General features: G+C 61.0%; 22 protein-coding genes. 8 read left to right on the top strand and 14 right to left on the bottom strand.

Translation table 11 applies throughout. From position 1 onward, the window contains the following. Positions 1-55: 55 nt before the first annotated feature. Together IE079_RS08305 and IE079_RS08300 are read right to left on the bottom strand one after the other, a co-directional pair. A complete protein-coding gene (locus tag IE079_RS08305; protein ID WP_189575333.1) occupies positions 56-3,130 on the bottom strand; it encodes an efflux RND transporter permease subunit in 3,075 nt (1,024 codons plus the stop codon). A 3-nt stretch (positions 3,131-3,133) separates the two neighbouring features. Then, on the bottom strand, positions 3,134-4,213 hold the full coding sequence (locus IE079_RS08300) for an efflux RND transporter periplasmic adaptor subunit (RefSeq protein WP_189575331.1): 1,080 nt from the start codon (positions 4,211-4,213) through the stop codon (positions 3,134-3,136). 255 nt (positions 4,214-4,468) lie between these two features. Here IE079_RS08300 and IE079_RS08295 point away from each other — a divergent pair, with 255 nt between their 5' ends. Then, positions 4,469-5,767, top strand: a complete 1,299-nt coding sequence (locus IE079_RS08295) for a nitrate- and nitrite sensing domain-containing protein (RefSeq protein WP_189575329.1) — start codon at positions 4,469-4,471, stop codon at positions 5,765-5,767. Positions 5,768-5,828: 61 nt separating this feature from the next. Here IE079_RS08295 and IE079_RS08290 read toward each other — a convergent pair whose 3' ends face one another. Continuing rightward, positions 5,829-6,899: a proline racemase family protein gene (locus IE079_RS08290; protein WP_189575327.1), complete on the bottom strand. Its 1,071-nt coding sequence runs from the start codon at positions 6,897-6,899 to the stop codon at positions 5,829-5,831. A gap of 429 nt (positions 6,900-7,328) precedes the next feature. On the opposite strand from IE079_RS08290, the gene IE079_RS08285 reads away from it, so the two are divergent. From IE079_RS08285 to IE079_RS08270, 4 genes are all read left to right on the top strand, one after another. After that, positions 7,329-7,772, top strand: coding sequence for an SRPBCC family protein (locus IE079_RS08285; RefSeq protein ID WP_189575325.1), 444 nt, complete (start codon positions 7,329-7,331; stop codon positions 7,770-7,772). Between the two features lie 99 nt (positions 7,773-7,871). Continuing rightward, on the top strand, positions 7,872-8,672 hold the full coding sequence (locus tag IE079_RS08280) for an oxygen-binding di-iron domain-containing protein (protein ID WP_189575324.1): 801 nt from the start codon (positions 7,872-7,874) through the stop codon (positions 8,670-8,672). Positions 8,673-8,908: 236 nt separating this feature from the next. Then, positions 8,909-10,015, top strand: coding sequence for a GGDEF domain-containing protein (locus IE079_RS08275; protein WP_189575323.1), 1,107 nt, complete (start codon positions 8,909-8,911; stop codon positions 10,013-10,015). Between the two features lie 118 nt (positions 10,016-10,133). Continuing rightward, complete coding sequence (locus IE079_RS08270) at positions 10,134-10,850, top strand: YebC/PmpR family DNA-binding transcriptional regulator (protein WP_189575322.1); 717 nt, start codon at positions 10,134-10,136, stop codon at positions 10,848-10,850. Between the two features lie 173 nt (positions 10,851-11,023). Here IE079_RS08270 and IE079_RS08265 read toward each other — a convergent pair whose 3' ends face one another. After that, positions 11,024-12,049: an NADP-dependent oxidoreductase gene (locus IE079_RS08265; protein WP_189575321.1), complete on the bottom strand. Its 1,026-nt coding sequence runs from the start codon at positions 12,047-12,049 to the stop codon at positions 11,024-11,026. A gap of 278 nt (positions 12,050-12,327) precedes the next feature. Here IE079_RS08265 and IE079_RS08260 point away from each other — a divergent pair, with 278 nt between their 5' ends. Then, entirely contained in the window at positions 12,328-13,218 is an 891-nt protein-coding gene (locus IE079_RS08260; protein ID WP_189575320.1) for a VOC family protein, read from the top strand. A 21-nt stretch (positions 13,219-13,239) separates the two neighbouring features. Here the strand turns inward: IE079_RS08260 and IE079_RS08255 are convergent, their stop codons facing one another. Next, positions 13,240-13,608: a YidH family protein gene (locus IE079_RS08255; protein WP_189575319.1), complete on the bottom strand. Its 369-nt coding sequence runs from the start codon at positions 13,606-13,608 to the stop codon at positions 13,240-13,242. A 20-nt stretch (positions 13,609-13,628) separates the two neighbouring features. Beyond that, the gene (locus IE079_RS08250; protein ID WP_189575318.1) at positions 13,629-14,000 is read right to left on the bottom strand and encodes a VOC family protein; all 372 of its coding nucleotides are present in this window, start codon (positions 13,998-14,000) and stop codon (positions 13,629-13,631) included. Positions 14,001-14,088: 88 nt separating this feature from the next. Here IE079_RS08250 and IE079_RS08245 point away from each other — a divergent pair, with 88 nt between their 5' ends. Further along, a complete protein-coding gene (locus tag IE079_RS08245; protein ID WP_189575317.1) occupies positions 14,089-15,522 on the top strand; it encodes a phospholipase D family protein in 1,434 nt (477 codons plus the stop codon). Here IE079_RS08245 and IE079_RS08240 read toward each other — a convergent pair whose 3' ends face one another. The 3 genes from IE079_RS08240 to IE079_RS08230 form a co-directional block, all read right to left on the bottom strand. Continuing rightward, positions 15,523-16,674, bottom strand: a complete 1,152-nt coding sequence (locus IE079_RS08240; RefSeq protein WP_189575316.1) for a patatin-like phospholipase family protein — start codon at positions 16,672-16,674, stop codon at positions 15,523-15,525. 92 nt (positions 16,675-16,766) lie between these two features. After that, entirely contained in the window at positions 16,767-17,465 is a 699-nt protein-coding gene (locus tag IE079_RS08235) for an SDR family NAD(P)-dependent oxidoreductase (protein WP_189575315.1), read from the bottom strand. Positions 17,466-17,624: 159 nt separating this feature from the next. Further along, positions 17,625-18,362 carry a murein L,D-transpeptidase catalytic domain family protein gene (locus tag IE079_RS08230; RefSeq protein ID WP_189575314.1) on the bottom strand — a complete coding sequence of 246 codons (738 nt, stop codon included), beginning with the start codon at positions 18,360-18,362 and terminating at the stop codon, positions 17,625-17,627. A 205-nt stretch (positions 18,363-18,567) separates the two neighbouring features. Between IE079_RS08230 and IE079_RS08225 the strand changes: the two genes are divergently transcribed. Further along, entirely contained in the window at positions 18,568-20,199 is a 1,632-nt protein-coding gene (locus IE079_RS08225) for a L,D-transpeptidase family protein (RefSeq protein ID WP_189575313.1), read from the top strand. Positions 20,200-20,205: 6 nt separating this feature from the next. Here the strand turns inward: IE079_RS08225 and mdoH are convergent, their stop codons facing one another. The 5 genes from mdoH to IE079_RS08200 form a co-directional block, all read right to left on the bottom strand. After that, positions 20,206-22,326: a glucans biosynthesis glucosyltransferase MdoH gene (gene mdoH / locus IE079_RS08220; protein ID WP_189575312.1), complete on the bottom strand. Its 2,121-nt coding sequence runs from the start codon at positions 22,324-22,326 to the stop codon at positions 20,206-20,208. Next, positions 22,310-22,603, bottom strand: a complete 294-nt coding sequence (locus tag IE079_RS08215) for a hypothetical protein (protein ID WP_189575311.1) — start codon at positions 22,601-22,603, stop codon at positions 22,310-22,312. Before IE079_RS08215 ends, mdoH begins: the two co-directional genes overlap by 17 nt. Before the next feature lie 47 nt (positions 22,604-22,650). Beyond that, positions 22,651-24,186, bottom strand: coding sequence for a glucan biosynthesis protein G (locus tag IE079_RS08210; RefSeq protein WP_189575310.1), 1,536 nt, complete (start codon positions 24,184-24,186; stop codon positions 22,651-22,653). Between the two features lie 181 nt (positions 24,187-24,367). Further along, positions 24,368-25,588, bottom strand: coding sequence for a ShlB/FhaC/HecB family hemolysin secretion/activation protein (locus IE079_RS08205; protein WP_189575309.1), 1,221 nt, complete (start codon positions 25,586-25,588; stop codon positions 24,368-24,370). Between the two features lie 270 nt (positions 25,589-25,858). Further along, positions 25,859-26,428: a class I SAM-dependent methyltransferase gene (locus IE079_RS08200; protein WP_227712386.1), complete on the bottom strand. Its 570-nt coding sequence runs from the start codon at positions 26,426-26,428 to the stop codon at positions 25,859-25,861. Positions 26,429-26,488 lie beyond the last annotated feature (60 nt).

The following is a 26,488-nucleotide window of genomic DNA, read 5'->3' as shown; positions in this document are numbered from 1 at the left end:
TTTCGGCCTTTCGGATAAGGGCACCCCGTCATTCCCATCCCGCTGCTGTTTAACCTCAGGCCCGGGTTCCGGTCCGCTTTGATGCCGGCCCGAACCGAGCCCCCACCAGCAGTAATACCGGTGTCAGCAGCAGGGTCAGGAAGGTGGCAAAGGCCAGTCCGCCGGCAATGGCACTGGAGAGCTGCGTCCACCACTGGGTAGAAGGCGCATTGATGCCCAGGGATGGCGTCAGCAGATCGACATTGACGCCAAGCACCATGGGCATCAGCCCAAGGATGGTGGTAACCGCCGTCAGCAACACCGGCCGCAGACGCAGGCACCCGGTTTCCAGGGCTGCCTCAAGGGGCGCCGCACCATCGGCCCGCATCCGGTTGAAGGTATCAATCAGAATGATGTTGTTGTTGACCACAATACCCGCCAGCGCAATGATGCCCATGCCCACCATGACCACGCCAAACGACTGACCATTGAGCAACAGGCCGATTAGAACGCCAGCGGTCGACAGTACAACCGCGGACAGGATCAGCGCTGTCTGGTAGAGAGAATTGAACTGCGTCACCAGAATCAGGGTCATCAGGCCGATTGCCACCATGAAGGCGAGCCCCAGGAATGACATGGTACGACGCTGCTCTTCATCCTCGCCGCCATACATGACATTGACCCCGGCCGGCCGCTCCGGCAGACCTCCCCTTAACTGGTTCAGCTGTTCATTGGCATTGGTGTCCGGCGCCACATCCGCCTTCACGGTGATGGCCCGTTCACCATCCAGCCGGGCGATGGTGCCGGTCTTGGGAGCGGGTTCCACTTCAACGAACTCTGACAGGGCCACCTGCCCCCGGGGGGTATTCAGGGTCTGGCGATCAAACTGATCCAGCTCCCGCCAGGCTGACGGTACCCGCACGGCAATGTCCACTTCATCGCGGACCCCGGCCGGTCGATAGGTGGCCAGCACCAGGCCATTGGTGACCAACCTCACCGAACTGCCAATGCTGACCACGTCGGTTCCGAAGCGCGCCGCAGCCTCGCGGTCCACCTCCAGGCGCCACTCGATACCAGGCAGGCTGCGGTTGTCTTCCACATCGGTAAACCCGCCCATGTCCCGCATGGTCTCCCGGACCTCCGTGGTATAAGTCTCCAGGGCACTGTAGTCATCACCGGTAATCATGATCTCTATGGGCTTGCCGCCGCCAGGCCCCTCCTCCTGCTGACGAAATTCCAGCACGATACCCGGTATGTCTGCGGTCAATTCACGGAACTGGGCAAGAATCTCCGACGCTGGCCTTCGCTGATCCCAGTCCACGAACTGGAACTGGAGTGTGCCGATCACATCAGGAGCCATCTGCTGGTCGGTGCTGACCATGGACCGGGCGTACAACGACGCCACCTCGGGCAGACCACTCAGACGTTGCTCCACCTGCCGCACGATGGCGTCCCGCTCGTGAACCGACAGATCTCCCCTGGCCCGCACGTGAACCTGGGCCGATTCGGGTTCCACCTCAGGAAAGAACTCCAGGCCATGGTTGAATACCTTGTAGCTCCAACCGATCGCCGCAATGATCAGCAGCGCCCCCAGCAGGGTCAGCCAGGGCGCATGCAGCAGGGTCGCCAGTACCTGCCGGTAACCCCGCACGAAGGCTCCTTCCCCGCCGATATCCCTGGCGCGCCGGCCGCCGCTGACACCCCCCATCACTGGCAGGAATACCAGTGCCATGGCCAGGGAGGCGCTCAGACATAAAATTACCGTCGCCGGCAGGTACTTCATGAATTCGCCCACGGTATCCGGCCAGAACAGCAGCGGCACGAACACCGCCAGGGTGGTGGCGGTCGATGCAATCACCGGCCAGGCCATACGGCTGGCCGCCTCGGCCCAGGCTTCCGGCGCGGGCATGCCCTGAGACAGGTTCCGATCCGCCAGTTCCGAGACCACGATGGCCCCGTCCACCAGCATCCCGGCCACCAGAATGAGACTGAACAGCACCACGATGTTAAGGGTGTAACCGAGCGCCCAGATCATCAGGATGCCGCTGAGAAAGGCACCGGGAATGGTAATACCCACCAGAGCTGCGGACCTGGGACCCATGGCCGCGATGACCACGATCACCACCAGCACAATCGCCGTGAGCACGTTGTTGAGCAGGTCCGAGAGAATGTTCCGGACATCCTCTGACTGGTCCATGGTATAGCGGACCTCGAGTTCCTCCGGCAGACGGGGGCCAGCAGTGTCCATCAGCCCGCGCACCTTTGCCACGGTCTCCAGTATGTTGGCGCCGGCACGCTTGGAAATCTCCAGCACTACCGCCGGCTCACCGTTGATGCGAGCGAAACCGGTGGGGTCCTTGAAGGTTCGCTGCAACATGGCCACATCGCCGAAGGTCACCACCCGGTCACCACTCACCTTGACCGGCATGGCCATGACGTCTTCGACGTTCTCCACCACGCCGGGAACCTTGATGGAAAGACGACCCTGGCCGTTGTCGAGGCTGCCAGCCGCCACCAGCTGGTTGTTGCGCCGCACCAGGCTGGCCAGCTGGTCATAATCGACACCGTAGCTCTCCAGCACCTGGGGATTCACCACAATTTCCAGCAGGTCCTCCCGGTCGCCGCCGATTTCCACTTCCAGCACTTCGGGAATGCCCTCGATGGCCTCCTGCAGCTCCCGCGCAATGGTAATCAGTTCCCGCTCCGAGAGCGGCCCGGACAGGCCGATGGACAGTATCGGGAACAGTGACACGTTGATTTCGTGCACCCGGGGCTCATCCGCTTCCGTGGGCAGTTCCGCCCGGGCGGTATCCACTTTCTCGCGAACATCCTGCAGCGCCTTGTCCGGGTTGAAACCGGCATCAAACTCGAGGATGACGGCGGCGTAGCCCTCCGCTGCCGTGCTGCGCATTTCCTTGATGCCCTCGAGGGATCGCAGCTCCTGTTCCAGAGGCCTTACCAGCAAACGCTCCCCGTCCTCGGGGCTGACGCCTTCCAGAGTGACAGAGACATAGATGGTGGGAATGGTAACGTCCGGGTTGGATTCCTTGGGGATGGTAACGAATGCCGCCGCGCCGCCCAGCAAGAGGAACAGCAGGAGCAGCAAAGTGGTGCGGCTGCGATCCATGGCCGCAAAAATGAGGGTCCGCATTGATCAGCTCCCGGCGTCCGCAGCAACAGGGCGGACCTTCTGGCCCCTGGCCACGAACCCGCCTCCGCGGGTAATCAGCCGCACCGGAAAACTCATGCCCGAGACCCAGGCCCCCTCGGTACCCACACTGAGCAGACTGACCCGGGTAAAAGCCACGGTATCATCAGACGTCACATGCAGGACCCCGGGCCGTCCGTCGTCGCCCAGAGTGAGCAGGGCCGGCGACAGGAACAGCGCCTCCACCGGCGGCTGCTCGATGTTGACGGAAGCACTGCCCCCGGCAATACGGTAACCCTCCGGATTGGTTACCCGGGCCTCGATCCGGAAGCTGCGCGTCTCCGGGTTGGCGGCGCTGGCGACGAAGGTCAGCTCCCCTTCCAGTTCACGGCCATCGAGCATACTCACCGTAACCTTCTGCCCCGGCGCGACTCGCCCCGCCTGGTTCTGGGGCACAAACCCGGTCACTTTCAGCAATTCCACCTGCACCACCTCGAATAAAGGCTCTCCCACCTGCACAAAGGCGCCGGTTTCCAAATGGCGGGCATTGACCATGCCATCGAAGGGAGCCGTCGGTTTCAGGTAGGTCATGGCCAGGCTGGCCTGACGGAGCTGGGCCCGGGCCGACGCCAGTTCCGACTCCAGCCGCATCTGTTCGGTTTCCGATACCAGCCGTTGCGAGCGCAGCCGGTTGGCCGCCGCCAGGTCTGCCTCCAGTTGGCGGACCCGGGCCCGGGCGCCGGCAACCGCTGCCGGCCGGTCCTCCTCGGACAGCGTCAGCAATGTGTCTCCCTCACTGACCTCATCCCCGAGGGACACGGCGATGTCTTCCACCACACCGCCGATACGGGCTCTCACGTCCACCCTGCGCCAGGGTTCCACCTGCCCCTGCAGGCGTACGGCGGGATGGAATGTGCGGGCCTGGCGGACATCCACTTCAACCAATGGCAGGTCCGCAACCTGCTCTTCCGGCGTGTCCGGCGCCTGGTCCCGCGCCGACCGGATGTCACCGGTCACCATCCAGATGACAAGTGCCACGAGCAATATCACGGAAAGGCCCATGGAGCTCCATTTTATTCTCGACATACCGGCAATTGCTCCCTGGCTGCGGTGTCCTTAAACCTGAAGGCAGAGCCTCCACGCTTTTCCCCGGAAATTCAAACATTTTTACAGAAAGTCGCATCCTCATCAAACGATCGTTCGGGGCGTACATACGGGGTGGTAGAGACGCCACTGGCCTGTTAATTGCAAAGGACAGCACAACCGTTTCGATATCCCGGAGACGGTATCCGGCCGTCAGGATTCCACCCCTCAAAGGAATGATCCCAGGGAGAAAACACTATGTCAGCAGCCAGGCTATCCCCGCATCCCCATCAAAGACCCCGGGCAACCGACTACCTCATTGCCTCGAAACGATGCGAACTCAGAAACCTGGAGCGCTTCCTGCAGATGGGCAAGCTGGTGCTCAGCATTGGCAACCTGATCCATGAGCTGCAGCGGGAACGGGGCGCCTCCAACGTATTCCTCGGCTCTGGCGGCAGGCGATTCTCGGAGGAGCTGGTGGAAATGATCGACAGCAGTCTGCGCCAGCAGGACGCCTTCGAGCATGAACTGATGGAGATACAGGGCGAACTGACCCAGGACCCCGCCAGCACCAGCCTGCTCAATAGCCTGGCTGCCGCTTTGCACGGACTGGAGTCACTGCCGGCCATCCGTCAGCAGATCCGGCATCAGTCGATCTCGGCGGAAGCCGCCATTGATGCCTATATAGAGCGCATCAGGCACCTGCTGACAGTGGTGTTCGAAGCGGCGGAAACCGTGGTCGATCCCACTATTGCCGGCATGATGGTGGCCATGGTCAACCTGATGCAGGGCAAGGAAATGGCGGGACAGGAGCGGGCCGCCGGGTCACTGGGGTTCTCCCGGGGGCATTTTGATCACGCACTGTCACAGCGCATCATGCACCTGATCGATGCACAGGAGCGAGCCTTCCCGGTATTCGAACGCTTTGCCGACGAAGAAATGCTGGCGCTCTGGAAACAACACAACCGGGAGGATTTCTGGCAGGAACTGAAGTACCTGCGAGGGCTTGCCTGTTCAGTGGGTCGTTACAGGGAACTGGATACCGATCTGGCCGACCAGTGGTTCGACCTGATGACCCGGCGCATTGACGAACTCAAGAACATCGAATGCTTGCTGGAGGAGCATTTTCATCGTCGCTGCATCGGCCGCTACACCGAGGCCCGAAACGCTCTCACCCATGAGCAGAACCTCATGGAAAGCCTGGATGACAGTGGTCATTCACCGGACCCGGTACTGGTCGTCTGTTCCAGCGAAAATGGCGGTGACACCAGCCAGTATCGAAGTGATGGTGTGGGTCGGAAACTCGGTCGCTCGGTGTTCGACCTGGTTCAGCAGCAGGCGCTTCGGCTCGACCAGCTCAGCGGTGAACTGCGTATCGCCCGGGAAGCGCTGGATGACCGGCGAACCCTGGAGAAAGCGGTGCTGTTGCTGATGAAGCACCAGCAGATTTCCGACGATGAAGCCCACAAGCAATTGCGCAAGGTGGCCATGGACCAGGGCCGCAAACTGACCGAGGTTGCCCGCTCGGTGCTGGAGATGACCGACTTGCTGCGCTGATTCGTTACCACTGCGAACAGGAGTCGGAGCTCTCTGGGGCTGAGTTTCAACGGCCGGCCAGTCAGGCGCTCGGGCCGGAATTCAGCACACCCTCCAGGTCAGACACATCCACCAGCGGATCATCCAGGTCCAACAGGACTTCTGACCGGGCCAGGGTCCAGGCGCGGCCAGTGATATCGGTACTGACCGCCCGGTAATGACTGACCGCGGCCTCCCCCAGCAGTCGTCCCAGGAACGAACTGCCCTTGGGGGACACTGTTTCCAGGGTTTCCCCCACCTGCAACTGGCCATTCTCGTACATCACCGCCATACGCGCGGTGGTTCCGGTGCCGGTGGGGCTGCGACAGATAACGCCGGGGTGAACGTAGGTGGCGGAACGGGAACGGTAACCACCTTCCACGGGTTCCAGTGGCCCCATGAAGTGGGCAAATGGCAGCGGCCCAACATCGCCCAGCTCCGGGTGCTGGTCGGTGACCACGGGTCGCGCGGCCTCCACCAGGGCCAGGCCGAACTCCTCCATCCGCCTGACTTCACCGGGCATCAGCGCAAAGCCCAGGGACTCGGCATCCACCAGCGCGAAGTAGGCCCCACTCCAGACCAGATCAAAACGGACTTCACCCCACCCGGGCACCTCCACTTTCATGTTCTGCTCACAAACAAAGGCGGGCTCGCTGCGGGTGGTCACCGACTGCACCCGGCCATTCTCGTTATGGGCGGTTACCCAGGCCAGACCAGCGGGTGACTCCAGCACCAGGGTCTGCTCGCCATCCTCCATCGGCACCACGCCGTTCTCTAGAATCGCGGCCGCCGTGCAGATGGTGTTGGAGCCGGAATACAGCGGGTAGCCCATGGCCTCCATGATGATATAGCCGGCCTGGGCCTGAGGGTGATCCGGTGGCACGATCAGATCCACCGACATAAAGGGGTCGCCATAGGGTTCATTCAGCAGCCAGCGGCGAAAGCCATCGCCATGTTTCTGGAGGTAGCGCATCTGCTCCAGCACCGACCCACCGGGCAAATGCCCGACGCCACGGGTCACAATGCGGCTGACATCGCCACCGGACTGCATGTCCACCAGCTGGATGGCGCGGGTACGATCATGAGGTGTCCTGCGTAATTCAGACACCAGCATAGGCAGCTCCTTTCTTCTGTCACAGACTGTCGGGGACGACCACCCACGATCTTGCCAGTGTACTTCCTGGCCTTGAACCCGGACTGGTGAGCCCTGTGAGAATACGGCAACCGGAAGATCCGGCATGGCAATCGCCGGGACTGTGTTCAATGTAGCCCAGAAGACGAACGAAACCAGAATAATAACGGGATTGATGGCCTTCCTGAAACCGTTAATCCGGAAGCGGTCACGGAACTCACCGGGGAAAATCCGCAAGAAATGGCCGAGGGGTGTCATTTCCACCGGGTGCCGGGTGCTACTGGCGCATTTCCGGGGTAGGACGGTATATCAGACAGGGATAAGGCTGGATGCAGCTTTTTCTGGCGCCACAAACGGGCTAATCTGGTAATCGGGATATCCTGCGAACAAAAATAATGGTTGCCACTGCCAATGCCCAAATTTCGCATCGAACTCACCGAACAGCTGCCCTTTCCCCGCGACCGAGTATTCCAGCTGCTGGCGGATCATAATCGCCTGGGTCGGCTGGTGGGGTTGCCCATAAGGCGCATTCGCGACAGTGATCAGGCCGACCCCAACGGCACGGGCTCGGTGCGGTGGATCGGGGTCGGGCCGGTCGGCTTCGAGGAAACCATCCTCACCTTTGAACCCGACCACCTGATCGAATATGCGGTAACCAGCTTCAGTGCCTTCCGCAATCATGGGGCCAGGATCCGCTTGTCGGAATTACCGGGTGTCGGCACCCGGATTCACTACACCGTGGAATTTGACGAAACCATCCCCTTTTCCGGCAGCGTCCTGGAATTGGCCACAAAACGTGCACTTGTTCGCGGCATAAAACGCCTTGACGAGACACTGGCCTCTCCCGGTTCTTGATAAAGATCAGTCCGTTTGACCTGGCGCAAGGCAACCCCCGCCACAGCCCCGTACCCTCACCGCGATCCTGTTTCCCCAATGCTTCACGAGGAGTATGAGATGGCAGCCGAACCCATCATCCTGTTTGACGATGGCCATCACAAATGTCTGATGTTCGATTCACTGGTCACCGGCGAGGGCGTCCAGTCCAACCAGTTCCTCATTGTGGATGGTACGCAGGAGGCGCTGATTGATCCGGGTGGTGACCTGACCTACACGCCCCTGTCTGTCGCTGCATCCCGCTATATGAATATCCGCGACATGTCCTATGTGTTTGCATCCCACCAGGACCCGGACATCATCGGCGCCATCGACCGCTGGCTGGTCCATACCCGGGCCAACATTGTCACCTCGAAACTCTGGGCCCGCTTCCTGCCTCACCTGGCATCCGGCTATGTCACCAACCAGCTGAGTAGCAGCGTTTTTGACCGGATCATCGCCATTCCCGATCGTGGCGCCAAAGTACGTTTTGGCAACAGCCATATCGAATGCCTGCCGGCCCATTTCATGCACTCCGTAGGCAATCTGCAGTTCTACGATCCGGTCTCCCGTATCCTGTTTTCCGGCGACCTGGGCGCCTCCATGGGTGCGAGTGAGGATCACAAGCCGGTGACCGATTTCGACCGGCATATCCCGTTCATGGAAGGCTTCCACCGTCGATACATCGGTTCCCGCAAAGTATGCGAGCTCTGGGCCAACATGGTACAGGGCATGGATGTGGACAAGATCGTGCCGCAGCACGGCAAGCGATTCGAAGGGCCGGAGATGGTCAGCCGGTTCCTGGAGTGGGTATCTTCCGTGGACTGCGGCATTGACCTGATGGAACAGGACAACTACCGACCACCGAGGGATTTCGTGTAGAGACTGCCCCCACCCGCATTCTTCGTCGACCGGAAACGCCGCCTTCCCGAACCGGGAAAGCGGCGTTTTTCATTTTATCCTGCAAGAATGTCACAGATTGCAATATCTGAGGCGAACGCTCGTTCCGGCATATTGCAACCAGTTAATCACCCGTATAGTTGTGCTTCCAGTCACACAAATGACCAAACGAAGTGCATCAGTGACACTTCCAATGGCCAATGAGAATCCCGGGCAATATGTTCGCACCTGCAAATATCCCCCAGCGCTTCCGCGACGCCTATGCCCGTTCCGAACAAGGGCTCATCCGGGACGTGATGGTCAAGGGGGCCTGGGTCGTACTCTTTGTCAGTGCAATCACCAATGGCTCAGTGCTGATCCGCGGCAGGTCCCTGATAGAAGCCGACCCGACCTGGGGCCTTGCCCTGCGGCTTCCGCCACTCGTGGTCTCGATCCTCGCCCTGGCAATGCATTACGGTCGCTTTCCCGGGTCTTCCTGGTCAATGCCCATGCTGCGCCTCATTTCCCTGAGTGCCATGTGGAGCATTTTCGGAAGCCTGGTCTTCGCCTACGACCAGGGCGGTTCCGCCTTCAGGATGATGACCGAACTGGCCATTCTGAGCATCTTCTGCGCCGCGCTGGTCAGCCTGCGGGGCGTTCGTGGGTGCGTGATCCCCTTATTCCTGCCCCTGAGTACATTTGTGGTGGTGATGCTCTACCAGGGACATCCGCCCCTGGAGCTGTTGCTGAAGCTGCTCAGCTTTATTTCGGCCACTGTCATTGCAGTACTCGTTACCCATGTGCTCTATCATCGCCGAATCGCCGAATTCCTTGCCCGGCAAAAACTGAACGAAATGTCCACCATCGACAGCCTCACCGGGCTGATGAACCGGCGCGCCATGACTGAACGCCTCGACTCGGAGCGCGCACGCTACCACCGTCTGAGTCATTCCTTCGCGGTCGTCCTGCTGGATCTGGACCATTTCAAGCGTGTTAATGACAATTTTGGCCACCAGGCCGGCGACCGTGTGCTGCGGGAGGTCGCCAACCGCCTCAAATTGCATACCCGCCAACAGGATTGTGTGGGCCGCTGGGGCGGCGAGGAATTTCTGATGCTGCTGCCCGACACGGGTGAACAGGGCGCGATGACAGCCGCCGAGAAACTCAGGACAGCCCTCCAGCAACACCCGTTCGAAATCGGCGACGCGCCGCCGGTATCGCAAACCGGCAGTTTCGGCATTGCCATATACGACGGCAGGGAATCCGCCAGCCGGCTGGTGGCCCGGGCCGATCAGGCATTGTATATGGCCAAGGAGTGCGGCCGTAACCGGGTGGTTGTGGCCTGACCCGGGATCCCTGCCGGCTCAGGCCGCCACGTGAAACCAGACCGTGACACAGGTCAGTGGTTCGTCGGGGTGTGTGCGTGTAATATTCGCTTTCCTCACGAACCACAGGACCCGAACCATGGGCAGAGCCTACCAGAACCGAAAAGACTCCATGGCCAAGACGGCCGCCGCCAAGACCCGTGTCTATAGCAAGTATGGCCGCGAAATCTATGTCGCCGCCAAGTCCGGCGGTACCGATCCGGACGCCAACCTGGCATTGCGGGGTCTGATCGACCGCGCCAAGAAAGACCAGGTGCCAACCCACGTTATCGAGAAAGCCATCGACAAGGCCCGGGGTGGTGCCGGCGAGGACTTCTCCACGGCCCGCTACGAAGGTTTCGGCCCCGGCAACTGCATGGTGATCGTGGACTGCCTGACCGACAATCCCAACCGCACCTTTGGCGATGTGCGGGTCTGCTTCACCAAGACCAAATCGAAAATAGGCACTCCCGGCAGCGTCAGCCACATGTTCGACCACTGCGCCATTCTGGCCTTCAATGGCGACGACGAGGATCTGGTGCTGGAAACGCTGATGGAAGCGGACGTGGATGTCACGGACATCGAGAACGAAGACGGCCTGATCACCGTGTTTGCCCCCAACACCGAATACGCCAAGGCCAAGCAGGCACTGACCAGCGCCTTCGAGGGCCTGGAATTCGAGGTAGACGACATCCAGTTCCTGCCCCAGACCACGACTCCGGTTCAGGGTGAGGATGTGGAGATGTTCGAGAAGTTTCTGGACATGCTCAACGATCTGGACGATGTGCAGAACGTTTACCATAACGCAGAGTTGTAAGAGGTAGGCAATGCCAAAGTGCGATAGAGGGGATTGGGGATCGTTTTTCAGGACCGTCGAACGCCAGGGATGGCGTTCGTCGAGCCCTACATGGACGTACTTGCCGGGCGTGTCCTGAAAAACGATACCCAATCGCCTCGCTCCCCAGAGTTCGAGAAAGCGAGGAGATCAGTTCAGTCAGCTACATGCACCAACTGCTTGCCGAAGTTCTTGCCCTTCAGCATGCCCTTGAACGCCTCGGGGGCACTCTCAAGGCCCTCGGCTACCGTTTCACTGTACTTCAGGTCCCCTGAGGCCACACGGTCCGCCAGGATACCGGTGATTTCCTGGTGCCTGTCCTGCCACTCGGTGACCAGGAAGAAGCGATGCTCCGGTACCGGATCCAGTGCCTTCAATACGTGGAACGGGGTTTCCACCTTGGTCATATCATCGGCGTTATAGGCCGACACGTAACCGCAGATGGGCACACGAGCACCTTCGTTCAGCAGCGGCGCGACGGCGCGGGTCACCGCACCACCCACGTTCTCGAAGTAGATATCGATACCATCCGGGCAGGCCGCCTTCAGGTCCTCTTCCAGATTACCTCCCTTGTAGTCAACGCAGGCATCAAAGCCCAGCTCTTCCACTACATAGCGACACTTCTCGGGACCACCGGCCACACCCACGGCACGGCAACCTTCTTTCTTGGCAGTCTGGCCGACCACGGTGCCAACAGGACCGGATGCCGCTGCAACCACTACCGTCTCACCGGCTTTGGGCTTGCCCACGTACATCAGGCCGCAATAACCGGTACGCCCCGGCATGCCGGCCACACCCAGATACGCCTGCAGCGGTACGCCCGGCTTCTCCTGGATCTTGTAGACCATATCCGCCGTGTCCGGGAATACCGCGTATTCCTGCCAGCCGGAATAACAGGTCACCAGATCACCAACCTGATACTTGTCGGATTTTGACTCCACGATGCGGGCGACCACTTCACCGACAATGGTCTCATCAATGCCGATGGGGTCCATGTAACCCTTGCTATCATTCATGCGCGGGCGCATGTACGGGTCCAGGGACAGCCACAGGGTCTTCGCCAGCACTTCTCCGTCCTTCAGCTCACGAACGGACTTCTCGACAATCTCCAGGTCGCCGTCCTGAATCTCGCCCTGGGGGCGTTTCTTCAGTACGACAGCACGATTCTTGTAGTCACTCAAAGTAGCATCTCCCTATTTTTCGGTTGCGTTACAAAACCGGATTAGGATGAAGCGAAAAATCCCCGCGGTCAAATACCTCGTCCGCGCCGGCTTATCGAGCTCTCGGATAAAGACATAACCGATGCCCGTGACGCCTGCTGGGCATGTGCCATGCCGTAACTTTCGCGTGCCGAAGCGATTTGGCGTCCTTCTGAGGAGGTGGCAGAATATCCTCTGTGCAAATTTCCCCGTGCATCGTGCGATGATCAGGGTAGTCGCAACAACAAAAGGATCTTGAGATGGCAAGTGCAATTCACAAACGGGGTGTCCCGCTAACGTCAGTTCTGGCTTTCTTTCTTGTTCTGCTGCTGAGCGGTTGTGAATGGGAGCTCTTCAACCTGGGCGATGGCAAGGATGGGGACGATGATGAGCTGGATCCGGTAACCAGTCAGGTCACCGGCCTGGAACTGGGAGTAAGCGATGTGTACATGTCCGTGCCGATCTACCGGCACGGACTGGATATGAGAATTGTAAGCGACGTCACCACAGAAAACAGCCGCCGGGTTACTCTGGAATCCCCGGGCAGCAGTTTGCAGGCCACCCTCACGCTGATCGAATACACTGACGGACTCGGTCGCAACCTGCAGGATAACCCCGGAAAGATTGTTTTCTTTACGCCCGATACGGAGGCACTGGCCAACAAGTTTGCTAACGCCGGCGGCAACCTTACCAGGCCTCCTGAAGAACGGCCGGGAGTCGGTATGGTGGGTTTCGGTCGGGATCCGGACAACAACCTGATTGAGATCGCCGAGACCGACGACGTCTCCCTCATCACGCTTGGCGCCGTGGGTATCGGTGCCAGCGACCTTGATGCGGCCCGGGACTTCTACCGCGACCAGGTGGGGCTGACGGAAAAGCAGTTTATCGAGACCGGAAGCTACGACGAGTACATTATGGGAACCCCGGAAGGGCGGCGTTCGCTGTCACTGGTGCTGACGCAGTGGACAGACGATGTGGAACGCCGGTACCAGGGCAACGAGACCAGCGTCAGGTTAATTTCCGAAGACCCGGAGGAAGTGATCGATAGGACGTTCTCGGAGGATGATGACCAGACCCAGGACCCGGACGGCAACCGCCTCATTATTGACGAGGAACCGGCCGACCTGAGCATCCCCGATTCTGACGACTGAGTGGCAAATGTCCCGTTTGGTTCAGCGACCAAATGCCAGAACCATGGCCAGAGCCATCCCCAGCACGGCCACCACCACGTTGACCATCAGCCCCCAGGTTACCCGGTAACCTGAGGGGAACTCGCTGGGCGTCAGGGTTCGCAGTACCACCAGGTACTGCCTCGACGAGTAGGCTGCGCTGAAGGCTCCCAGCAAGATAAACGCGATACCCAGCCAGAACGTCATGGCACTACCCACAGGGTCCGACTGCTCAGGAGCCAGCACTGTCATCAGTATGTTGGCCCGTTCGACCATGAAGCCAAACGTAATCAGCACCACGCTGGTGCGATTCCACGCCAGCATGGTCCGCTCCGCCGCAAACAATACCCTGGGGTCGTCCAGATCGGACATAGTGCCTCCCTTAGTGTCACTTAACCAAAGTGGAAAAACGCCACCTTGTTACCATCCAGATCACGGATGTAAGCCCCGTAGAAACGGTCCGGAATGCGCTGCCCAGGCTCACCGTCACAGGTAGCACCGAGTTCGATAGCCTTGTGGTAGAGTTTGTCCACCAGCTCCTTCGAGCCCGGGTTGATGGCCACCATGTTACCGTTGCCCGGATGATTCGGCTGCTTGTCATAGGGGGTACATACCGCCAGCATGGGCTTACCCATGCTCTGACCGAAGAAGGCAATGCGATCCAGATCCATCAGAACCCTGGCGTCCAGATCCGCCAGCAGATCACTGTAGAACGCCTTTGCCCGAGCCATGTCGCTGACACCGATGGTTACGTAACCTATCATATAGAAAACCCTTTTTATTTTATCTGTTTATAATGCACGAACGGATACCGACCACATTTCTACAGGAGACCCCGCAGGGATGCACCTGATGTCGTTCAAGCTTGTCGCTGCCATTGTAATCGCACTGATACTGGCAACGGGCATTTATAACACGTTCAAACCCATGCCGGCAGGGCTGTCGAAAACGGCGCCGGTACGCCCACTGTACGATGTCCGTCTGATTCCGGACATCACCTGGCGAACGGCCGCCGGCGAACGCTTCCAGAGCCAGGGTATTTTTCAGGAGGTGTTTGACCTGATCGCCCAGGCCCGCAGGATGATTGTCATCGACATGTTTCTGTTCAATGACACGGCACCGGATGGCGAGTTCGAACCGCTCGCCGAAAAACTGACCCGGGCGCTGATCGAGCGCAAGCAGGCGGTGCCGGAACTCGACGTGGTGGTGATTACCGACCCGCTGAATACCGTCTACGGCGGTAGGCGCCTGGCGCACTTCGAGCAGCTGCGCGAGGCCGGCATCACGCTGGTGGAAACCGACCTGCGCCCATTGCGGGACCCGAACCCCACCTGGTCCGCCCTGTGGCGCGTATGCTGCCAGTGGTTTGGCAACAGTCCGGACGGTGGCTGGCTGCCCAATGCCCTGGGCGATGGCAAGGTCACCCTGCGCAGCTACCTCGCACTACTCAACTTCAAGGCCAACCACCGCAAGACAATGGTGGTGGATGAAGGTGACCAGCTCCGCGGCCTGATCACCTCCGCCAATCCCCATGCCGGCAGCAGCCGCCACTGGAACACAGCCATCAGCTTTACCGGACCAGCCGCCCTGGATCTGCTGGCCACGGAAGAAGCTGTGCTGGCGCTGTCCGGCGAACCGGTTCCGGACTGGTCATTGCCGGAAGCCATCTACCCTGGCCCGGACCAGACTGCAGAGCTGCAAGGCCAGGTGCTCACCGAGGCGGCCATCCGCAAGGCCGCCATTGAACTGATCGACCGGGCCCGCCAGGGCGATCAGCTTGACCTGGCCATGTTTTATCTGTCTCACCGGGGCAGCATCAAGGCCCTCAAGGCGGCCCATGAGCGGGGGGCCAGCCTGCGCATACTGCTCGACCAGAACCAGGACGCCTTTGGCCACGAGAAAAACGGCATACCCAACCGCCAGGTGGCCTTTGAACTCCACCAGGCCGGAATTGACGTGCGTTGGTGCAATACACACGGCGAGCAGTGCCATAACAAGCTGCTGATGCTGCGCGACGGTGCTGGCCAGGCAAGGTTATTGCTGGGTTCCGCCAACCTGACCCGGCGCAACATCGACAACGACAACCTGGAAACCTCCATGCTGGTCAATGGCCCGGCAGAGGAGCCGGCCATGGCCACGACAACGGAGCTGTTCGAGCGGCTATGGCGGAATGGTCCGGGCTCGACTCCGGTGTTCAGCCTGCCCTACCCGGCCAATGCCGACGAATCCAGGTTCAGATACTGGCAGTACCGTTTCATGGAAGCCACCGGCTTCTCCACCTTCTGATCAGCCTTCCGCTGTAGGCTGGCCGTCCGGCTGTTCGTGGAAAAAACGGTTAATCTGGTTGGCGTGCTGCTGGGCATCATGATAGCCAAGGGTGATCAGCTCCCGGCAGAAACGGGGGTCGAATAACAGGTAGCTGGCAAGGCTGGCGGCAGTGCCATGATGCCGGTCCGTCGCCCCCACCAGATTACGCAGTACCAGCGGCATGCCATCGATGTACTTCGCCGCAATGTCGTTGATCTGGTGGCTGGGGGAGATCTCCAGCACGTTGACCGGCTTCAGGTCGAGCCCGGCCTCCTGCTGCCGGTCCGCCGGGATCAGTTCCAGCAGCCGGTTGATCAGCCTCAGGCGATCAATATCGTAGTCGAGGGTATCCAGGAACATGCCATTGAAGACCTGGGCAATCACCTGTGCGAAGGTCGGGCTTCCCGGTGGCTCCGGCCGCTCGACGGGGCACATGCTGTTAGCGCTGACCCCGATTACCAGCACCCGCTCCGCGCCCAGTCTCAGGGCCGGACTGATATGGGCCATCTGACGCGTGACCCCGTCACCAAAGTATTCCCGGTTGATCAGTACCGGCGGGAACACCGTGGGAATGGCTGCGGAGGCCATCACATGATCCAGTTTCAAACGGGTCCGTGAGCCGGCACGCTGACCCACGGTCCAGCTCTTCAGATCGTCCCGCCCCTGGAAAAAACACAGGTTCTGACCGGTGGAGTAGCCACAGGCGTTGATGCCCAGCGCAGACAGGCGCCCTTCATCAATAGCTGACGAAATGGCGTCAAAATCCACCTCATCTTCCAGCATTTTTCGCAAAGGGCTGTTGTTGAGCAAAGCGACCGGGGACGCGCCTTTCTGTGCGACAAACAGCCGACGGGCAACACCGGTCATATTGCGGAAGAGGTCCAGGGTCTGGCTCTTGTAGATTCTTTCAACCGAGATCTCCGACCACAGACTTTCCAGATGGCTGATATTGTGCCGGAAGATAGGGTGTCCGCCGGCCATGGCGACGGCATTGATGGCACCGGCCGAGGTGCCAACGATTACCCGGAACGGGTTCTCCCAGTCCGGGTACATATCGGAGATGCCCCTGAGCACACCGACCTGGTAGGCGGCGCGGGCGCCGCCCCCCGACAGTATGATTCCGGTTTCCATGAACGCCTCCCTGTTCGTTGCATCGGTTATGGATGATACCGGACCCACCGGCCCGGTGCTCTATAGCGCCGGGATACTCGTGTCAAGGAACACTAACGGTTCACCCATCCTCCGCAGACCGGGAAGACCTGTCCCACGAAGCAGCTTGCCGCGTCACTGCACAGGTAGGCCGCAAACTGGGCGTCCTCCCGGGCACTGACCAGCCGGCCCAGGGGCACCTCCCGTTTCAGACGTTCCTGGAAGCGGGGATTCTCCTGGATCTCGGGTGGGAAATAGGTAGGGTTATCGACGAAGTTCTGGGCGATCAGGTTCACCTGGATATTCTCGGGGGCCAGCTCGACACCCGCCGCCTGAACCCAGGCCATCTGCGCGCCCCGGGCAGCGCTGTAGGTGGAGGCCCGCTTCATGCCACGCAGGGCCGAGGCACTGCCCATCACCAGCACTCGGCCATGGCCCTGCTCACGCATACCGGGCAGCACGGCCTTGATCAACCGCGGCAGGGGGTCCACCAGCGAGGCAAAGGTATCGCGCCACTCGTCGGCAGATACGTCCCCCACGCGGGTGGACGGGGCCGGTACCGCCAGGTTGGCGACCAGGGCATCAATCTGGCCGGCCTGATCAACGATTCGCTGCGGGGTGTCCGGGTCGGCAATATCGTCGTGGCTGGCGATGACGGTCGCACCCTGCTCCTCCAGTACCTCGCAAAGCACAGGGCCCATGAAAGCATCGGCCTGGGTGACCAGAACGCGTTTGCCCGCCAGCAGCAGACCTTGAGGGGATTGTTCTGACATTTACGGTTTCTCCTGCCATAGCAGCCTGTCGGACTCAGGTCTGTTCTACTACCGACGCCCAAGTCCGACAGGCTGCATAGCTGCGTTGGTGAGTTCGCAGTCAGAATAGCCGAGAAACCACCGGGGCGTAAAAGCCCCGTTCATGTTGACATGGGTGTATCAGGAGCCGCGGGCGTCGCCGCTCTCGTCGGAAGCAGCACCCGCTACGGTGGCGTCACCACAATTAAGCAGGCCGGAGCGGGCCAGCCATTCCTCGTCCGGGTAATACTTGAAGACCAGCTGTCCGCCCTTCAGGGAGTCCACCACCTGATCGCTGACGTCCTGACTTACCGCCGGGCAGCCCAGGCTACGGCCAATACGACCATAGGCGTCAACCCAGGAGGGGTCCACATAGTCCGCGCCATGAATAACGATGGCTCGCTGGCGCGCCAGGTCATTGAAACCCGGCTCGAGCCCGTCCAGGCGCAGGGAATAGCCATGCTTGCCACGGTAGCTTTCCGCGGCCCGGAACAGCCCGATGCTGGACTGGTGACTGCCTTCGATATTGGAGAACCGGGTGGATTCCAGATTGCCGGAATTACGGCCATGGGCGACCAGGTCGCGCATCAGCAGTATTTTCTGGCCAAGGTCGAAGATCCACAAACGCTCTTTGCTGGAGGGTTGTGAAAAGTCGATCACTGCGAGCCGATCCGGATAACTCTCGCCATTGCGCACCGCACACTGTGTGGCCTCCAGCGCATAGCGTAATACCTGTGGATCAAGATCGGGAGCAGCGCCGGACAGGTCTGAAAACAGGTCGTTCGGTGAGACCACTGCTAGACTGGTGGGGGAAGACAGGCTGAGCGTAAATGCACAAACCGACATCAACAGAGCGCGTTTGAGGCCTCTGATTACCATTGATCATTCCTCGTGCCGGACCGGGGCGGGACGATGCCACAACCGGAAGATAAAAAACGGCGCTGACTCGCCTTTGGACGCTATTGTGCAACAAATCCTCGGCGGTAATGTGGGAAATGGTTCGAATTGTACAAATTTCAAACAAACTGAAACACAGCTTACGCGTCGCAACAGGCTGATAACCGGTTTGTGGAGGGCAGTCAGGATGACGGACGGCAACAGGGGTAACCTGCCAAGGCCCACCGTCGGTCAGTTCCTCGGTATCGCCGGGCTATGCCTGACGCTTGCCACAACCAGCCAGGCACAGGACGTTGAAGCCGGTTGCCCCTTGCCACCGGAAGCACCCGCATTCGTTGCCCACACCGTCGACGAACTGGGCAGTATCAAACCCCATACTGAACGCTGGCGTGAACCCCTGCCTTGGCAACAATTGCTACGGGAGCTGGACCGGCTACGACTGGATGGCCTCAACCCGCAGGACTACCTGGTCTCGGACCTCGCCCGCATCGCCGACCAGCTGAGGGCCGGCATGCCGCCCACACCCTGCCAGTCACGGCTGGCATCCCTGGCCCTGGCGTGGTCCCTGTCGGACCTGACCCACGGTCGGCTGGATCCGGAGGAACTGGGCCTGATGTGGCACAAGGGCCGACAACGCCCGGACGCTGAACGACTCGCCATCAACATTCATCGTGATTTCTATCATCAGCAGGGTCTGCGGCAAGCCTACCGCAATGCGCGGCCATCCATCCGGCCATACCAGGCACTGCGAGCCGCCTTCCGGGACCAGCGGCGCAACTGGCCGGAAAGCTGGCCAACCGTGCCACCCGGCCCCACCCTGCGCCAGGGAGACAGCGGCCCTCGGGTAACGGCTCTGACCAGGCGACTGGCTATCCAGGGCTATCTGACTGTGCCCGGCCCGGAATCGACAGAAGGCGGTGAACCCCGGCCTGACCAACCGGGTGCGACGCTTTTTGATGACCAGCTGGAGCAGGCGGTGACGGCCTTTCAACGTAACCACGGGCTGACAGCCGACGGACTGGCAGGACGATCAACCCTGGAGACACTGAACCTTCCACCCGGTGTCTGGAGTGCCCGCACCCGGGCCAACCTGGAACGGCTGCGCTGGATTGCCCCCTATTACACCGACAACATGGTGCTGGTGGATATTGCCGGCGCACAGGTACAACTGGTTCGCGATGGGCGGGAAGTCTGGCGCGGCAACACCCAGGTGGGTCGCCCGGAGCGGAAAACCCCAGCCCTGACCTCCACTATCAGCCACATTACCGTCAACCCAACCTGGACCATTCCCCCGACGGTATTCCATGAGGACACCCTGCCAGCCATACAGGCCGACCCGGACTACCTCACACGCAACCAGCTGACGGTACTGGACCACAGTGGTACCGAGCTGGACCCCCGGGAAGTGGACTGGAGCAGCCCGGGCAACCTGCTGCTGCGACAAGCCGCCGGACCCGGCAATGCCCTGGGTGAAGTTGTTATTCGCTTCCCCAACCCGTTTGCGGTCTACCTGCACGACACCCCATCCCGCCGGCTGTTCGACAGGCCGGACCGCTTCTACAGTTCCGGTTGCGTGCGGGTGGAAAACGCCATGCAACTGACCCAATGGCTATTCCGGGAAGCCCCGGAACACACCCTGGAGCGGATCGGGAATCTGCGCCGCTCCGGAGACACCCGAAACGTCTCCCTGCCGGATCAACTCAGGCTGGTGATGGCCTACTGGACAGCGGAAGCCGGCCCGGAGGGCCAGGTCCGGTATCGCCAGGATACCTACGAGGAAGACCGGCTGGTGATCGACCTGCTGGGCCAGGAACCCTGAACGCGCTCAGGCGGACACCACCTGAGACAGCTTCCGCCCCCACCAGGTATCGGGGTCGGATCGCCATGCCGCCTGGTGCAGCCAGGCCAGGGTATCGCTGTCACGGCAGAGGTGGCTCAGTTGCGAACGGCTAAGGGCTTCAGGGCCCTCGTCGAGACACCGCCTGGCAATCGTATGCAGGGTTTCCCGCCGTAACCGGCCACGATGACTCCGGGCCAGGCTACAGTGCATGGCATTGACGCCGGGTAGAAGCACCGCCTCCTCGAACCGGTTCAGCTGGCCAAGGTGTGGCAGCAGGGACTCTTCGTCATCGGTATCCCGGAGCAGGTCGCTGGGGCCGGTTTCCTCGGGGGTACAGAGGATACCCGCCCGCCGGAGGCGCTGTCCCGCACGGATGCGGCTGAGCCAGACCGAGGTGGGTGCTGCCATTATCAGGGGAATGGCCACCGGCAGAGACCACAGGAAAAACAGCGGGTCCAGGTACCAGGCAAAGGCTGACCAGGCAAGGCCGATGGCCATACCCGGAGCCTGGGTCAGCAATGCCTCACTCCAGCGGGTTTCCTCGGTGCGGTTCTGACCCGCCCAGCTCAGGGACAGGTTGCCCAGGGCGCCCAGCACATAGGCGGAATGGGTCAGCATCTTGATCGGCGCCAGCAGTACCGATACCAGGGTTTCCACCAGCACGCTGACCAGGGTTCTCACGGCCCCGCCAAAGCGTTTTGCCCGGCCATGAATCAATGCGTCCAGCCAGGCGATGAACTTGGGCGCAAACAGCATCGAGATGGTGGTCAGGGCGAGGGACAATGCCAGACCTGGCCGCCACTCGGGCCAGAGCGGAAACAGTCCGGGCTGATCGCCGGGAAAGTAGTCGATCGGCATCAGCGCGAGCTGCGCCGCTTCCAGGGTGGTCAATATCAGGAACAGCAGCCACAACGGCGAGGACAGATACCCCATGATGCCGTTGAAAAAAGCCATGCGGTGAGCAAACCGCAACCCGGGCGTCGTCAGCATGATCCACAGGTGCTGCAGGTTACCCTTGGCCCAGCGCCGGTCCCTGGACAGTTCGTCCGCCAGGCTGGGGGGCGACTCTTCATAGCTGGCGCCCAGGGTTGGCTCCAGCCAGACCTCGTAGCCTGACCGCCCCATTAACGCCGCCTCGACGAAATCGTGGCTGAGGATCGGACCGCGAAACAGGCCGGCACCGGGCAGTTTGCGCAGCCCACAGTGGTTCATGAAGGCCTCGGTCCGCAGGATGGCATTATGCCCCCAAAAGGCGGCATCACCCATCTGGATGGCCGCCAGGCCACTGGCAAACAGCGGCGCATACAAACGGTTGGAAAACTGCTGTATACGGGCGAACAGGGAACGCCCCCGCACCACACCGGGATTGGTCTGCAGTATGCCCACCCGGGGCTCGCGTTCCATCAGGCGGACCATGCGAATCAGGGTGTCGCCCCCCATCAGGCTGTCGGCATCCAGCACCACCGTGTAGCGACACCGGCGCCCCCAGCGGCGCAGAAAATCCGCCACGTTACCGCTCTTGTAATTGAGGTTGACGGTCCGCCGGCGGTAAAACAGGCGACCATTGGCGTTCAGTTCCGTGCACAGGCTCTGCCAGGCCGCCTGCTCTTCCAGCCATACCTCCGGATCGCGACTGTCGGAGAGGATATAGAATTCGAAATGGTCGATCTGCCCGGCCCGTTCAAGATCCCGGTAGATGGCCCGCAGCCCCCGCAGCGTTCGCTGCACGGGTTCGTGGTAGATGGGCATGACCACGGCGGTGCGGACCAGGGGCGTTGACGCCAGGGCCTGTTCGTCATGCCGGCTCGCCAGCGACCAGCGGTCGCCACCCGCCAGACGAATCAGGAAGCCATAGACCGCCGTCCAGAAGCCCACGGCGATCCAGGCATAGAGCACGGAGAAAACACCGGCCAGACTCATCTCGACCCAGGTACCGCCGTGATAGGGCAACACCTGCAGCATGAACCAGGTGGCAACCAGGGTCTGTCCGAGGACCACCACCGCCAGCAGGCAGCGCCTGACCATGGCAACCGACCGCCACTGGCGAGGACCGGACCCTGCTGCCGACCTCAGCTCGCGCCCATCCACTTCATACGGGAGGCCCATAGCCGATACTCCCGCGCAGTATGGGTGGCCGCTGGATCGGCAGATCCGGCTCCGAAAGATCAAACACCTGTGGCAGGCGGTCAAAAACCATGGCCAGCACACCACCGGGAAGCAGCCCGGTATCGCAGGCATCCATGTCAGCAACCCCGGCTTCCGCCAGACAATCGTCGATAAGGGCCAGGGCTCGACGGCACACGGAAGGCGTGGGCTCCAGCCCGTAACTCTGCAGGTACAGCATCACCCGGTCGAGGGCATGCTGGCAGATCGCTTTGTCCATGACTCGGCTCCATAAGTCAGTAGCGGATACGGCGATCCGCCTTGATTTCACTGGGAGCGAATGTCGACCCCCGGAGGCAACTCATACGTCCATGTTTCAGTCAGTGGTTCTCCGCCCCGGGAAAGAAAGGCGCGAAGTGCCAGGTTCCGGTCCGGTGCCGGGCGGACCAGCATGGACAGCCGCCATTGCCCGGTGGGCTCCGAATACTCCACGAAATGCTCAAGCACCTCGGTGTTGTCAATCCCGCTGACCTGGCTCACCACGTCCGCGCCGGCATCGATGTCATCGAGAGGGCCGCCAGCAAAATCCACCAGAATGCGATAGGCGCCCTTCTGATCACCGCCACCAATGCGGTTGCCATCGCCAAGAAAGGTATTCATTGCCATACCCGAGGGGTGACCACTGATTCCCGGGGGCCCGAATGTCAGGGTATAGCTCAGATCGACTGGCTCTCCCGATGCGGGTGCCTCTTCCGGCGACCAGAACGCCACAATATTGTCATTGACTTCCGACCGGGTGGGTATTTCCACCAGCACCACGTTGCCCTGGCCCCAGTTCCCTTCCGGTCGGACCCAGGCGCTGGGACGGCGTTCGTAGCGTGCTTCCAGGTCGTGGAAGTCCCGGAAGTCCCGGTCCCTCTGGATCAGGCCGAACCCCCTCGGGTCGTCGGCCCTGAGATAACTCATGCGCAATGACGCCGGGTTGATCAACGGGCGCCAGAGCCACTCGCCGGAGTCCCCCGCCACCACCAGCAGACCATCGGAGTCATGGGTCTGGGGCCGCCACTCGCCGTCCGGCCGCAGCGTGTTCTCACCGTAGTAGAACATGCTGGTCAACGGCGCGTAGCCAGGCAGTTCCGCGCTCTTGCGGAAGAACAACCGGGCCTTGACGTCGATCTCCAGGGCATCCCCGGGCCGGACGGTGAAGCGGTAGGCCCCGGTCAGGCTGGGTCCATCGAGCAGGGCATGGACCACCACCTGTTCGGCGCCGGCAGACGGCTTCTCCAGCCAGAACTCGGTGAAGGAAGGAAACTCCTCCCCACTGGGCAGCCCGGTATCAATGGCAACACCCCGGGCCGACAGGCCGAACCCGTCGTTACGGCCAACACCCCGGAAATAGCTGGCACCGGCGAATGAGAGGAACTGGTTGTTGATGTCCGGCCCCCGCAGGGGATAGGTCAGACGGAATCCGGCATAGCCAAGATCGGCGGGAACACGCTTGGCGAACTCCTCGCTGGGATAGGTGAAATTGTCCCGCACAAAGGGGATCGGCTTCACTTCACCGGCGCGGATTTCATTCAGAGCGACGGCATGGGAGAAATAATGGCCGGCGGGAGTCAGCATGACCTGAAAGCGAGAATCGGTGCCACGCCACAGATTGCGTTCCTCGCGGAAACGGATTTCCTGAAACCGGCTGTACTCGATATCGGCGAGGAAATCGGGTACGCCCGGCGGTGCCGACCACTTCTTCTGTGACAGCTGGTGGGCCTTGCCTGCGACATCGTCAAAACCGAAACCTTCTGCAGCGGTGGCATCAGTGGCTACCAGACACAGGCAAAACAGTCCTGCCAGTGGACGCAGCATATCAGGGTTCCCCGGGTGCAAAGTGATTGAACGACTGAACAACAGTACTTTTGTAGCCCCGGGCGGGCCTGGCAGCAAGTGAAGGCTTCGTAAGCAGTATGCAGGGAAGGTCTGGCAGACGCTGGCGCCAGCCGTGATCAATGGCGGAATAACAGTGGCCTGGCGGGTTCAGGGTGGCATACTAGAGCGTCCAGGACAGGTTGACCGAGACGTCTGGCACATGGGTGGCCACGATGCCGGGGCCCGTGCTGCCAAGCAAAGTGCCGGCCCGCACTCCGCCGGAAAGGTTGTCGCCGCTGACCTGCCAGCGCACTTCCGCGACACTGGCACGGCTGGTGAGATGAGGGTCACCGGCAGCATCGGTCCAGCCCCTCAGCAACGAGAAGCGCAGGTTGGTATAGACCTCCAGGGGCGACCACAACAACCGGTTGCGGGTCTCGCCGTCCAGCCGCAGCCAGCCCCCCTCACGCCCTCGCATGACCTGGCCACCGAAGCCGTGAATCATCCCCGGCCCCACTTCCATATACCGCCAGGAAGGCAACTCATCCGGGGTGAACTGATATTCTCCGTGGAGGCCCCAGTCCATGTTCAGCCACTGGCGCCGGAGGCTGGCGTTGAGGTTATAGCGCTGGAAAGCGCCCAGTTGCTCGCCGCAGGACTGCTGATCGGCTCCATCCATCAGGGCCACGCAGCCCTCTATGGTCAGCCCCAGATCGCCGTAGGTATCAATGGCCGGCAGATGGCGCTCCAGGTATCCGTCCAGCCGGATCAGGGAATAGCTCCGGCGCGCTTCAGCGGAGAGGTCACCGTTCTCATACCAGTGCCTGGTGACATCCGTGGTAATCACCCGTGCATCCAGCCCGCCATGGCTTCCCTGGTAGAGGCTGCGGGCCATATCGATTTCCAGGGTCTGACGGGTACCGCCAACCTGTTTCACATCAGCGGAGTCCACTTCGTCCTGGTACTGGTGCAGCCGGCCGCGGAAGGACAGCTGGTTGTCCCCCAGCGGGACCTGCCAGGCAATGCCCATATCCATGGTGGTGTCACCCGGCTGCTGGGAAGTAGACCAGTTATAGTTCACGGAAAGATTCTGGCTGAAACCGGGAATCCGGTCGGTTTCGAACCCTACCCTGACCCGGTCGGCGTGTTTGGCCTCGTGGTCCTCACCCTGCACGAAGAAGTTTTGTCCGATCCAGCGGTCACGGGCGGCCACGGATGAAATGGGAATCGGCGCTGACGAACCATTGGCGAGGACAGGAACCGGCACGGTCGCCGACGGCGACGCCGCAACGGGCTCATGGTGACGATGCCGGATCCACAACAGGCTCTCGTGCAACAGGTTCAGGGTGCGTTGATGCTGCTGCGGTTCCTGCCCGGGCGTCCCGGTCGCCGCCACCGGCATACAAAGCGCCGTTACCGTCAGGCTGATGACGGCTCCTCGAAGGCGATGTGTATTGGTTGACGGGTGTCCCATGGTTCCCAGGCCTGGCCGGATCGCGGAATAAGGCCGCAATGCTAAACCGTCTGGGGCGGTTCAATCCATGGCTCAGGTCGCTTTTCAGCACATCTTTACAATTTTAATATTTCTTTTTAAACAGCGACTTCAGCAAGTCTTTGAAACCCGGTCATGAACTATTGAACCTACCCAGTGAGACGACATGGGTCAGTTACATCAGGACACACGGATTCTGGCATCATCGGCGAGCCGGGGCTTGTGGAAGAGCGCCACATCCTTGCGGGGGATCTCCAGCGACCACCCCAGGTGAACGGCCAGCCAGTGAAGGGTCTGCTCCCGGTAGAACACAATATGGGTGGGGTCCCGCCGGTAATGCCAGTTGATGAACCGGCTGTCGTCGGTCTGGAAGCAGGTCATCACACCCAGCACCCCGCCCTGCCCGAGTATGGCGTCCAGCTGGTGAAATACACCCAGCGGATCTCTCAGGTGCTCGATAACCTCGGTACAGGTAATGAAATCCCAGCGCCTGCGGAAGACCGAGTCATCGGGAAAGAAAGCCGGATCGTAGCAGGTGACGTCCATGCCCTGCTCCTCGAGCATCACGGCCAGTGCCGGACCGGGGCCACATCCAAAATCGAGTCCCTGCTGTCCCGGAGTGAGCTGTTCCAGAAGGGGTTCTGCCAGCTTGTTCAGAAAGCGCCGGTAACCCGGGTCTCCTACAGCATTGTCGTGGAGGCGGTAAACCTCTCGCTCATCCCGCAGTGGCAGCCACCCGTCCGGGTCCATCAGGGTCGCACCGCAGTGTCTGCAGCGTCGATATAACGTCGGGCCCACCCGGGCAAAGTC

Origin of the sequence: Marinobacter zhanjiangensis, from assembly GCF_014651935.1 — a bacterium.
Lineage (GTDB): Bacteria > Pseudomonadota > Gammaproteobacteria > Pseudomonadales > Oleiphilaceae > Marinobacter > Marinobacter zhanjiangensis.
The sequence above is the reverse complement of the archived record's forward strand: the minus strand, read 5'-3'. Positions and strand labels throughout refer to the sequence as shown.

Bases quoted from the DNA above. Each gene is read 5' to 3' on its own strand.
- IE079_RS08255 (WP_189575319.1), bottom strand. From the start codon at position 13,608: ATGTCCGATCTGGACGACCCCAGGGTATTGTTTGCGGCGGAGCGGACC.
- IE079_RS08285 (WP_189575325.1), top strand. From the start codon at position 7,329: ATGCCCAAATTTCGCATCGAACTCACCGAACAGCTGCCCTTTCCCCGC.
- IE079_RS08275 (WP_189575323.1), top strand. From the start codon at position 8,909: ATGTTCGCACCTGCAAATATCCCCCAGCGCTTCCGCGACGCCTATGCC.
- IE079_RS08235 (WP_189575315.1), bottom strand. From the start codon at position 17,465: ATGTCAGAACAATCCCCTCAAGGTCTGCTGCTGGCGGGCAAACGCGTT.
- IE079_RS08240 (WP_189575316.1), bottom strand. From the start codon at position 16,674: ATGGAAACCGGAATCATACTGTCGGGGGGCGGCGCCCGCGCCGCCTAC.
- IE079_RS08260 (WP_189575320.1), top strand. From the start codon at position 12,328: ATGGCAAGTGCAATTCACAAACGGGGTGTCCCGCTAACGTCAGTTCTG.
- IE079_RS08225 (WP_189575313.1), top strand. From the start codon at position 18,568: ATGACGGACGGCAACAGGGGTAACCTGCCAAGGCCCACCGTCGGTCAG.
- IE079_RS08230 (WP_189575314.1), bottom strand. From the start codon at position 18,362: ATGGTAATCAGAGGCCTCAAACGCGCTCTGTTGATGTCGGTTTGTGCA.
- IE079_RS08270 (WP_189575322.1), top strand. From the start codon at position 10,134: ATGGGCAGAGCCTACCAGAACCGAAAAGACTCCATGGCCAAGACGGCC.
- IE079_RS08305 (WP_189575333.1), bottom strand. From the start codon at position 3,130: ATGCGGACCCTCATTTTTGCGGCCATGGATCGCAGCCGCACCACTTTG.
- IE079_RS08200 (WP_227712386.1), bottom strand. From the start codon at position 26,428: ATGGACCCGGACGGGTGGCTGCCACTGCGGGATGAGCGAGAGGTTTAC.
- IE079_RS08210 (WP_189575310.1), bottom strand. From the start codon at position 24,186: ATGCTGCGTCCACTGGCAGGACTGTTTTGCCTGTGTCTGGTAGCCACT.
- IE079_RS08300 (WP_189575331.1), bottom strand. From the start codon at position 4,213: ATGTCGAGAATAAAATGGAGCTCCATGGGCCTTTCCGTGATATTGCTC.
- IE079_RS08290 (WP_189575327.1), bottom strand. From the start codon at position 6,899: ATGCTGGTGTCTGAATTACGCAGGACACCTCATGATCGTACCCGCGCC.
- IE079_RS08245 (WP_189575317.1), top strand. From the start codon at position 14,089: ATGTCGTTCAAGCTTGTCGCTGCCATTGTAATCGCACTGATACTGGCA.
- mdoH (WP_189575312.1), bottom strand. From the start codon at position 22,326: ATGGGCCTCCCGTATGAAGTGGATGGGCGCGAGCTGAGGTCGGCAGCA.
- IE079_RS08295 (WP_189575329.1), top strand. From the start codon at position 4,469: ATGTCAGCAGCCAGGCTATCCCCGCATCCCCATCAAAGACCCCGGGCA.
- IE079_RS08280 (WP_189575324.1), top strand. From the start codon at position 7,872: ATGGCAGCCGAACCCATCATCCTGTTTGACGATGGCCATCACAAATGT.
- IE079_RS08215 (WP_189575311.1), bottom strand. From the start codon at position 22,603: ATGGACAAAGCGATCTGCCAGCATGCCCTCGACCGGGTGATGCTGTAC.
- IE079_RS08250 (WP_189575318.1), bottom strand. From the start codon at position 14,000: ATGATAGGTTACGTAACCATCGGTGTCAGCGACATGGCTCGGGCAAAG.
- IE079_RS08205 (WP_189575309.1), bottom strand. From the start codon at position 25,588: ATGCCGGTGGCGGCGACCGGGACGCCCGGGCAGGAACCGCAGCAGCAT.